General features: G+C 70.4%; 7 protein-coding genes and 1 pseudogene. All 8 read right to left on the reverse strand.

Translation table 11 applies throughout. The features are described 5' to 3' along the window. Positions 1-830, reverse strand: a pseudogene (locus ACW9J6_RS34080) (hypothetical protein); the annotation flags it as partial. A 609-nt stretch (positions 831-1,439) separates the two neighbouring features. After that, entirely contained in the window at positions 1,440-2,552 is a 1,113-nt protein-coding gene (locus ACW9J6_RS34085; protein WP_457120759.1) for a glycosyltransferase family 61 protein, read from the reverse strand. A 100-nt stretch (positions 2,553-2,652) separates the two neighbouring features. Further along, entirely contained in the window at positions 2,653-4,104 is a 1,452-nt protein-coding gene (locus ACW9J6_RS34090; protein WP_457120760.1) for an HlyD family type I secretion periplasmic adaptor subunit, read from the reverse strand. Then, positions 4,104-6,260, reverse strand: a complete 2,157-nt coding sequence (locus tag ACW9J6_RS34095) for a peptidase domain-containing ABC transporter (protein ID WP_457120761.1) — start codon at positions 6,258-6,260, stop codon at positions 4,104-4,106. The genes ACW9J6_RS34090 and ACW9J6_RS34095 overlap by 1 nt, the downstream gene beginning before the upstream one ends. Before the next feature lie 552 nt (positions 6,261-6,812). Beyond that, complete coding sequence (locus tag ACW9J6_RS34100; protein ID WP_457120762.1) at positions 6,813-7,931, reverse strand: protein-glutamate methylesterase/protein-glutamine glutaminase; 1,119 nt, start codon at positions 7,929-7,931, stop codon at positions 6,813-6,815. Between the two features lie 167 nt (positions 7,932-8,098). Further along, on the reverse strand, positions 8,099-8,941 hold the full coding sequence (locus tag ACW9J6_RS34105; RefSeq protein ID WP_457120763.1) for a CheR family methyltransferase: 843 nt from the start codon (positions 8,939-8,941) through the stop codon (positions 8,099-8,101). Positions 8,942-8,951: 10 nt separating this feature from the next. Beyond that, positions 8,952-9,422, reverse strand: coding sequence for a chemotaxis protein CheW (locus ACW9J6_RS34110; protein WP_457120764.1), 471 nt, complete (start codon positions 9,420-9,422; stop codon positions 8,952-8,954). Between the two features lie 43 nt (positions 9,423-9,465). Beyond that, positions 9,466-10,320 (reverse strand): methyl-accepting chemotaxis protein (locus tag ACW9J6_RS34115; RefSeq protein ID WP_457120765.1); only part of this gene is annotated, 855 nt, incomplete at its 5' end.

Here is a 10,320-nt window from a genome sequence, read left to right on the forward strand (position 1 = left end):
TCCGTCGCCGACAGGCCCGAGACCTGCGTCGAGGTCAGCGCGCCCACCTGCGTCGAGGTCAGGCCGCCCACCTGCGCCGAGGTCAGGCCCCCGACCGCCGCCGAGGTCAGTCCCCCGAGCTGCGTCGTGCTCAGCGCCCCGATCTGCGCCGAGCGCAGCCCGGCCAGCTCCGTATTGGTCAGCACCGCCAGCTGGTCGGTCGTCAGACCCGCCACCTGGCCGGTCGTGAGCGCCCCGATCTGCGCCGAGGTGAAGGCCTGGATCTGGCCCGCCGTGGTCAGCTGCCCGATCTCGGTCGAGGTCAGGCCGCCCAGCTGCGTGCTCGACAGCAGGGCGAGGTCGCCGGAGGTCAGCGCCTGGATCTGCGTCGAGGTGAACAGCGCCAGCTGGCTCGACTTGAGACCAGCCAGCTGCGCCGAGGACAGCACCGCGATCTCGGAGCTGGTCAGCGCCCCGACCTGCGCCGAGGTCAGCGCCCCGAGCTGGGTCGAGGTCAGGCCCAGGAACTGCGTCGTGGTCAGCTGCGTGCCGATCTCGTCCGTGGTCAGGCCGGTCACCTGCGCGGTGGAGAGCCAGCCGATCTCCGTCGCCGTCAGCACGCTGACCTGGCTGGAGTTGAGCGCGCCGATCTGCGACGAGGTCAGGCCGCCGACCTGGACGGTGCCCAGGCTCGCGATCGTCGTGGTGCTCAGCGCGGCGACCTGCACGGTCGTGAGAGCCCCGACCTGGACGGCCGACAGCGAGTTGATGTCCGTTGACGTTAGCGACTGCAGGGTTGTCGTCGTGAGATCACGTATCTGGGACGTGGTCAGGTTTGCGATGACGGTCACGGACAGCTCCAGATCCAGAAGGCGCAGTTGATGGCGAGAGAAGGGGTCGGGCGCGCCGCGTCAGGGCACGCGCAGCCCGTGGAAAAAAAGATCGGGAGGGAAGCAACGAGACGACACAGTCTCGACACCGCGTCCGCGTCCAGCTCCGCGCCCTGCGCTGACCTGATGCTGCTCGGTGAATCGATCCACTCTCGCCACCTTGAACCCATACGACAGCCCGGGACGGTAGGCATGGCCAATTAACGCAGGGTTACTGACCGGCCGCCGAATGCGTCACCTCAACATGTTCCACGCTTGATCGGACGCGGATTGGCAATCAGATCAGCCAGCAAAATTTTTAGGAGGATCGATCTCGATTACACTGAACTGGCGCGATCGCGGAGCTCAACATCAGCAATGGTGTCCGAACGTCCGACGGCCGCCAAACATTGCGGCCGCGTCATTCCAGCAGTCCGGGCTCTCTTCTTGTCGAGAAGGAACCGGCCCGCGCCCGAGCGGCACGGGGCCCGGTCCGCGGATGGTCCGTCCCAGCGTCGCGGGGCCGTCGGCGTCACAGGCGGTCCGGTCGCGCGGATCGCCCCGGTCAGGGCCCTCCGGCCGCGCAGGCCGTCAGGGGCGCAGGAGGGTCGTCAGAACCTTCCTGAGGGTCGGCAGCTTCACCTGGATCTCGAGGCTCTCGCCGAATTCGCTGCAGACGATCACGTCGTGGTGCAGCCCGATCGACGCGCAGAGCTGCATGTAGCTGTGATCGGCCCAGTAGGTGGGGAGCAGTTCGACCACGCGGCAATCCGCCGGCAGGTAGGCGATGTTCGTCATGTTGGCGCCATGGACGCCGAGCACGAGGCCGGCCCGGTCGAGGAGACGGATCTGGTCCTCGATCGGCATCTCGCCCGTCCCGAAATCCACGCTCTCGAAGCCGAACTCGCGGAGCAGGCCGAGGAACTCCTCCGATTCGAAGATCTGACCGTGCTTGCGATGGGTGTCCGCCAGGGCCTTGCGCGTGATGTAGATGCGCCGGTCGCCGCTCGACAGGCGCGGACCGACATTCTCCCTGAGCCAGTCGACGACCCCCTTCGAGAACGGCTCGTAGAGCAGGACGGGATCCTTCAGCTTGACCCCGGCCGGGCACGGGATGATCTGGCGGTTATCCCAGGCCTTGACGATCAGGTCGCGCTGGTACGACTTTTTCAGGCAATCTTCCGAGATCGCGATATGCAGCTGCTTCGCGTCGCCGAGATTGCGCACCCGCGGCAGCAGACCGGTGTGGAAGTGGAAATAGTTCTTCTGGGCATGCGCCTCCATCAGAAACACCGCGTTCTCGACGGTCGGCAACTTGCCCCAATTCTGAATGTACGCCGCCCTCATCGTGAAGAATGACTCGTCGAAGCACATGTCTTCGATCATCGAGAACATTGATTTGTGATAACGATCTTCCGAGGCGTCGGCGTTCAACTTCAACGCCGAACCGAACTCATCGATGCCGAGCAGGCCGTTATCCATGATGACGATCTCACCATGGTAGGTTCCGCGGTATCCGAATTTGGTGATGGAGAGCTGCAGCCTGAGTCTCGCCTCCAGGTTCTTTCCGCAATCGTGAAATGTCAGCTTGCGCAGGTCCAGGTCGGGGCTGTGCTGGACGCATCGCTCCCCGAAGAACCGCGGATGCTGATTGACGTAGATCGGCTTGGGGAAAACCTGAATCGCACCATCATGAAACGTCATAACAAGTTCCCCCAAATATCACGTGGTGCATTTCGCCCGGTCACGGCCGGGACTGAGGGCTGCGACTCATCGTCTCGGGAGACTGCTCCCCCGATCATCGTCACGGTTCCCGCATGCTCTCGTCGACGCCGCGCCGCAGGGGCTCGGTGAAGTAGGAGATCACGCTGCGCGTCCCGACCTTGATCTCGGCGGTGACGCTCATGCCCGGGAGCAGCCGGGCGCCCTCCGGCATATCGCGCAGGGAGAGGTCGTCGAGGACGATTTGCCCGCGATGCTGCACGCCGCCCGGCGGCAGGGCCGCGGGTCCCGCCGCGCTGGGCCCGAGGCTCGTCGCGCCCGCATCCATGCCGATCGTCCGCACGTGCCCCGCCAGCATGCCGTGCCGCTGGTAGGGGAAGGCGTCGACCTTCACCTTGGCGCCGTCGCCGGCCTTGGCGTAGCCCACCTCGGCGGAGCCGATCGCCACCTCCGCGTAGAGCGGCGCCCGCGCCGGGAGCAGCGTCACCACGGGCTCGGCCGCCTGCACCACGGAGCCCACCGAGCGCCGCGCCACGTCCAGCACGATGCCGTCCTCGGGCGCCCGCAGGGCGATCAGGTCCGTCACCCGGGCCGCCTTCACGAGGTTCTCGCTCAGGCTCGCCTGCTCCCGGCGCGCCCGGACGAGCGCGTCCATCAGGTCGCTGCGCCACTTGTCGACGAAGACCTGCCGCTCGGCCTGCTTGGTGGTCAGCTGGTTGGTGAGCTCGCCGATCCGGTCCTGCTCGCCGTGGCTGTCGCGCTCCGCCTTCAGGCGGCTGACCGAGGAGCCGAGATAGGTCACCCGCGAGGCGATGCTCTTGGCGTAGAGCTTCGCGTACATCCCCTCGAGCTCGTTGTAGACGTCGAATTGCAGGCGCAGCGACACCGCGTTGGCCTTCGAGGTCGCGATGTTGCCGGTGAGCCGCTGGATCTCCGCGTCGAAGGCGCGCAGCTGCGCCTCGAACTGCGAGCGCCGCTGGCGGAACAGACTCTCCTGGATCGCCACGTCCGGGCCGTTGCCGACGAAGTGCGGCTCGCGGCCGTCGAGCTCCGCGCCGAGGCGCTCGGTCTCCGCCGCGAGCGCCGCCTGCTGGGCGAGGAGCGCGCTCTGGTCGGCCTGGGCGAAGGTCGGGTCGAGCGCCGCCACGACGTCGCCCTTGCGCACCGTGTCGCCCGCCTTCACCCGCAGGTCGCGGATGATCGACAGCTGCAGGGGCTGCAGCACGATCGTGGGCGCGTCCGCGAGCAGCCGCCCGGGCGCCGAGACGACCACGTCGAACCGCACCAGCGCGGCGGCCGTGGCCAGGGAGACCACCAGCGCGGCGACCACGTAGAGCGTGTGGCGCAGCGGCAGGTCGGGCCGCGCCCCGAAGATCTCCTCGATGTCCGGCTGCGGCGCCTCGAGCCGCGGCCCCAGGCGGGCGCGGACCCTCAGCAGGCGGCGGCCCCACCCTCCCTCCGGCAGGGCGTCGAGCCGGCGCAGGGGCTGTGGGAAGGGCGCGGCCGGCGACGAGCGGAAGCGGCGGAGCTGCATCACTGGATGTGCCTGGTCTGCTGGTGCCAGAGGCGCTGGTAGACCTCGCAGCGCTCCAGGAGGGTTGCGTGGGGGGCGAAGTCGGCGACCTTGCCGCGCTCGAGCACCAGGATGGCGTCGGAGCTCACCAGCGAGGTCAGCCGGTGCGAGACGATGACCATGGTGCGGCCGCGGGCGATCTCCGCGAGGTGGTCCTGGATGATCGCCTCGCTCTCGGGATCCAGCGCGCTCGTGGCCTCGTCGAAAATCAGCACCGGCGGCCGCAGCACGAGCGCGCGCGCGATGGCGATGCGCTGGCGCTGTCCGCCCGAGAAGTTGGTGCCGTTCTCCTGCACGAAGGTGTCGTAGGAGCCGGGAAGCCGCTCGATGAACTCGGCCGCGCCCGCCATCCGGGCGGCCTCGATGATCTCGCCGAGCGTGGCGTCGGGACGCGCGGCCGCGATGTTCTCCCGCAGGGTGCCGCGGAACAGGAAGTTGTCCTGCAGCACGACCCCGACCTGCCGGCGCAGATGCGCCAGTTCGATCTGGCGCAGGTCGATCCCGTCGAGCCGCACCGCGCCGGCCTGCGCCGTCTGGATCGCCTGGATCAGCCGGGTCACCGTGGTCTTGCCCGATCCCGAGCGGCCGACCACGCCGATGACCTGCCCGGGCTCGACCGCGAAGCTCACGGCGTCGAGGGCGGGGGCGGCGGCGCCCGGGTAGCTGAAGGTCACGGCGTCGAATTCCAGCCGCCCCGTCACGGCCGGGCGCATGCCGGGCTGGCTGGGGTCGCGCTCCGGCGCCTGGGTCATGACGGTGCCGAGCATCTCGACGGCGAGCCGCGTCTCCTGCGATTCGTTGATCAGCCCGACGATCTGGATCAGCGGGCCGGTGACCCGCCCCGACACCATGTTGAAGGCGATCAGCGCCCCGATGCTGAGATGCCCCTCGAACACGTCGACCGCGCCGAGGCCGAGCACGCAGATCTGCATGCTCTTCTCCAGGGCGGTCGTGGCCACGTTGGCGAGGACCGAGTAGCGCCCGACCGTCTCGCGGCGGCGGATGGAGGTGGCCACCGCGTCGTCCCAGGTCTTGGCCCGGCTGTCCTCCAGGGCCAGGGACTTCACGGTCCGCGCGCCGTGGATGGTCTCCACGAGGTGCGACTGGCGCAGGCCCTCGGCCTGGTAGAGGCGCTGCAGGTGGTGGCGGAACAGCGGGACGATGATCCCGATCACCCCGGCGATCGCCAGCGAGAACAGCAGCACCACGATGGTGAGCTTGCCGCTGTAGAAGGCCAGCACGCCCAGCGTGAGCGGCAGCGTCAGCCCGTCGAGCGCGGCCTGGAACAGGCGCCCGGTCAGGAAGTGGCGGATCGTCTCCGTCTGCATCAGGTTGCGGGTCAGCGACCCGACGCTCATCGCCTCGAAGAAGTGCAGCGGCAGGTGCAGCAGGTGCTGGAAGGTGCGGGTGGCCAGCCTGGCGTCGACCTTGTTGGTCAGGAACAGCATCAGCGACTGGCGGATGAAGGCGAAGACCCCGTCGAACAGGATCAGGAGCGCCGAGATGACGATCACCGCGCCGAGGGTCTGGTAGCTGCGGTGGCCGATGGCCTTGTCGACGAGGACCTGGAGGGTCAGCGGGGTGGCGAAGGAGATGAGCGTCGCCATGAGGCTCGCCACCGCCACGTCGCGCAGGTAGCGGCGCTGCCGCAGGATCTCGGGCACGAACCAGATCAGGCCGAAGGTCTGCGGCTCGGGCGCCTCCGGCTTGGCCCGGCGGCACAGGATCAGCGTGCCGGACCATTCCGCCAGGAAGGCGGCGCGGGTCAGGCGCTGGGGCCCCTGCGCCTCGATGCGCGGATCGAGCACGGACAGGGCCGGCCCGTCCTCCCCGTCCGAGCGGCCCAGCACCACGACCCAGTCGCCGTTCCGCCGCTGAGCCATGACCGGGAAGGCCTCGCCGAGGGCGGCGACGCGGCGCCAGCGCCGGCTCGCGACCAGCCGCCCCTCCAGCCCGGCCCCCGCCATCACCTCCAGGATGGAGGCGGTCGGGTCGTCCTCCCGCAGCGCGATCAGGGCGTCCGCGGAGAGCTGCACCCCCCGGTGCAGGGCGACGATGAACAGGCTGCGGATCGCCGTGTGGTGCCGCGACAACGAGAAGGGGGCTTGGGCGTTCACGAGGCCATCCGCGCGTGAGGGGCGCGCCGCTGCGAGGCGGCGTCCGGTGCGATCGAGGTCATGGGGACGGGCGTCAGGCCGCCCGGACGCGGCGCCGGCCCACGGCCGAAGCGCATTGTCCGGGGGCGACCGCCCGCACCGCGAGACCGGACCATCCCCGGCCCGCACCGGTCGCCGCGATGTTCCGCCCGCCGCTATCCGCCATGACCCAACTCCCCTGCCGTACGCCGAGCCCCCGACCGCATGGACGAAGACTCAGGGCTGTCGCTCGCCGCCCCCGTCCCGACCGGTGCCGCCTTGGCCGAGGCGGCAGAGTCGATTCGAGGAGCGCCGGAGCCCGCACGGACAGTGGGGACGGCTGGTCTATAAACGGTTAACCATATGCCCAGAGTCGCGATGAAAGCCCTCCCTTGCGGAAGGGGCAGCCCTGATCAGAGGCCGGCGTTCCGGGATTGGCGGACGACGGTGAACGGCGCGCGCGCGCCGGCGCGACCGCCCCGGGGAGGCGGGGCGCGGCAGGCGCGGGGGTGCGGACGCGGCGGGGCCCGGCGGTCAGCCGACGTGGCGCGCGGACCCCTCGCCTGCGCGCGGCGGCGGCTGGAGGCCGGCGCGGACGATCTCGGCGGCGATCTGGTCGAGCCCGACCACCCGCATCGCCGCGCCGCGCGCGATCGCCTCCTTGGGCATGCCGAAGACGACGCAGCTGCGCTCGTCCTGGGCCAGCGTCTGGGCGCCGGCCCGGCGCATCTCCAGGAGGCCGTTGGCGCCGTCGTCGCCCATCCCGGTCATCAGGATGCCCAGCGCGTTGGCACCCGCGGCCTGGGCGGCGGAGCGGAACATCACGTCGACCGAGGGGCGGTGCCGCGACACCAGCGGCCCGTCCTTGACCGCGACGCGGTACTGGCTGCCGACGCGCTGCACGAGGAGGTGGCGCCCGCCCGGCGCGATCAGGGCGCGGCCGGGGCAGACCTCGTCGCCGTCCTCCGCCTCCTTCACGGCGATGGCGCAGAGCCCGTCGAGCCGCCGCGCGAAGGCCGCCGTGAAGTGCTCGGGCATGTGCTGCACGATCACGATCCCCGGGCAGTCGGGCGGGAGTTCCTCCAGCACGTCGCGCAGGGATTCGGTGCCGCCCGTGGAGGCCCCGATGCAGACGATGCGGTCGGTGGCCGCGACCGCCCGGCCCGGAACGGGCGGCGGCAGCATCACGTCGGCCGAGAGCTTGGCCTCGATGCGGCGCAGGGGCGCGCGGGGCGCCCGCAGCTTCGCCCGGGCGGCGGCCCGGACCGCGTCGCAGACCCGGATCGAGGATTCGAGCAGGAACTCCCGCGTGTCGATCCGGGGCTTGGGGATCACGTCGACGGCCCCCGCCTCCAGCACGTCGAACAGCATCCGCGAGCCCGCCTCGGTGAGCGAGGAGCAGACCACGACCGGGATCGGGCGCTGCGCCATGATCTTGCGCAGGAAGGTGAGCCCGTCCATCCGCGGCATCTCGAGGTCGAGGATGATGACGTCGGGGAGTTCCTCCTGGATCCGCCGGGCGGCCACGAAGGGGTCGGCGGCCGCGCCGAGCACCTGGATGTCCGGCGCCGTCTGCAGGATGTGGGCGAGCGTTTGCCGCACGGAGGCAGAATCGTCGACGATGAGGACGCGGACAGTCGAGGCGGATCCCATGGACGCAACCGGCTCCCTAGGCTTGGTCCGACGCGGCGCAGGACAGCCCGTCGCGACGCGGAACGGGGAGCAGGCGCCGCTCGGGTCGAACCGTCGTGCCTGCCCCGGATTCGTGGTTTCGCCGCCGGCCCGGCCACGGGCCGGGGCCCGCCTCGCCGAGGAGGCGTCTAACGGCGGAAGATGGTGGACGAGACCTGCCGCAGCCCGGTGAGGGCCGTGCCGGCCATCGATTCGGAATGGCCGACGATCAGGTAGCCGCCCGGGCTCAGGTGCTGCGCGAGGCGCCCGAGAACGGCGGCCTGCGTCGGCTTGTCGAAGTAGATCAGCACGTTGCGACAGAGGATGATGTCCACGTCACCGTCGACCGGGTACCGCTCGCTCATGAGGTTGAGGTGCTGGAACCGGACCCGCTGCCGCAATTCGGGAGCGATGCGCATCTCCCGCCGGGCCGGGTCGCGCGCCTCCAGCACGTAGCGGCGCCGGAAGTCCGGCGGCACCGGTGCCAGCATCTCCGCCGGGTAGATGCCGGCCTCCGCGGTGGCGAGCACCTCCGTGGAGACGTCGGTCCCGAGGATCGCGTAGGCGAAGGGCGCGCCGCGCCCGACCATGTCCTCCAGGACCATGGCGGCCGTGTAGGCCTCGGCCCCCGTCGAGGCCGCGGCGCTCCACAGCTTGATCCGCCGCGCGGCCGAGCCGCCCCGGGCGCAGAGCTGCGGCACCGCCTCGTCCCGCAGGAAGTCGAAATGCGCCGGCTCCCGGAAGAAATCGGTCTTGTTCGTCGTCACGCAATCGACGAGATGCACGAACTCGTCCGTGAGCCGCCCCTCGTCGAACAGGTACGCGCAATACTCCTCGTAGCTCTCCATGTTGAGCGCGCGGAGGCGCTTGCGCAGCCGGCCCTCCAGCATGATCCGCTTGGCCTGCGGCAGCTGGATGCCGACCCGGGTCTGGACCACTTGGGCGATCGACCGGAACTGCGCGTCGGTCAGGCGCTCTTCGGAGAGGGACATGGCAGGTCGATCAGGCCGCAGCGGCCGTCGGGAGCAGGCGCGCGTCGTCGGTCATCAGCCCGGCGAGGTCGAAGACCACCACGAAGGCGCTCCCCTTGCGGCCGATCCCGGCGATGTAGCGCGACCGCCACCGGCCGCCGACCTCGGGGGCGGCCTCCAGATCGGTCCCGTCGAGTTCCGTCACCTCGAAGACCCGGTCGGCCACGAAGCCCACCGGCAGGGACCGCCCGTCGACGGGAACGTGCAGCAGGATGATCCGCGTCGCCGGCGTCGGTGCCGCCGGCGGCAGGCCGAGCTTCGTGCGCAGGTCGACGACCGGGTAGCTCTGGCCCCGCACGTCGATCATTCCGACCAGGAAGGCCGGCGCGTGCGGCAGCGCCGAGACCGGCCGGTAGTCGAGGATCTCCTGCACGTGCTCGATGTTGATCCCGAAGGTCTCCTGGTCGAGACCGAGGGTGAGGTACTGCCAAACGCTCGACATCCTGCATCTCCAACCCGTCATGGCCTGCTTGTCGGCGCCGTCCTCAGGCGCTGCGCTTGAACTCGCGATCGCTGTCGTCGCCCACGCCGAGGTCGAAGGCGAACCCGCCCCGGCCCGCCTCGGCCGGGACCGCCTTGCGCTTGCCCGCCTTCGCACCGGCCGACGGCGCCGCCATCCGCGACGCCGTCTCGCGAAGCCGCGCCACCGACCGGTCCACCGGCGCGGACGCCGCCGCCGCCCCCTCGCCGATCCGGAAATACGCGATCGTCCCCTGAAGACGCTCCGCCTGCGCCGCCAGCTCCTCCGACGTCGCCGACACCTCCTCCGACGCGCTCGCGTTCTGCTGCGTCACCTTGTCGAGCTGCTGGATCGCCGCGTTGATCTGCGCCGATCCCGCGTCCTGCTCCCGGCACGCCGCCGAGATCTCCTCCACAAGCTGCGCCGTCCGCCGGATGTCCGGCACCAGACGACCCAGCATCGACCCCGCCTCCTGCGCCGCCTTCACCGTCTCCGACGACAAAGTCCCGATCTCCGCCGCCGCCGCCTGTGACCGCTCCGCCAGCTTGCGCACCTCGCTCGCCACAACCGCGAACCCGCGGCCGTGCTCGCCCGCCCGCGCCGCCTCCACCGCCGCGTTCAGCGCCAGCAGGTCCGTCTGCCGCGCGATCTCCTGCACGATCGTGATCTTCTGCGCGATCGTCTGCATCGCATCCACCGCCCGGCCCACCGCGGCCCCGCTCGCCTCCGCGTCCTTGGCTGATTGCCGCGCGATCGTCTCGGTCTGGCCGGCATTGTCCGCGTTCTGCTTCACGTTCGCCGCCATCTCCTCCATCGACGCCGACGCCTCCTCGGTCGACGACGCCTGCTCCGTCGAGCCCTGCGACAGCTGCTCGGCCGA

This window comes from Methylobacterium sp. JK268 (assembly GCF_054052225.1).

Bases quoted from the DNA above. Each gene is read 5' to 3' on its own strand.
- ACW9J6_RS34085 (WP_457120759.1), bottom strand. From the start codon at position 2,552: ATGACGTTTCATGATGGTGCGATTCAGGTTTTCCCCAAGCCGATCTAC.
- ACW9J6_RS34090 (WP_457120760.1), bottom strand. From the start codon at position 4,104: ATGCAGCTCCGCCGCTTCCGCTCGTCGCCGGCCGCGCCCTTCCCACAG.
- ACW9J6_RS34100 (WP_457120762.1), bottom strand. From the start codon at position 7,931: ATGGGATCCGCCTCGACTGTCCGCGTCCTCATCGTCGACGATTCTGCC.
- ACW9J6_RS34105 (WP_457120763.1), bottom strand. From the start codon at position 8,941: ATGTCCCTCTCCGAAGAGCGCCTGACCGACGCGCAGTTCCGGTCGATC.
- ACW9J6_RS34110 (WP_457120764.1), bottom strand. From the start codon at position 9,422: ATGTCGAGCGTTTGGCAGTACCTCACCCTCGGTCTCGACCAGGAGACC.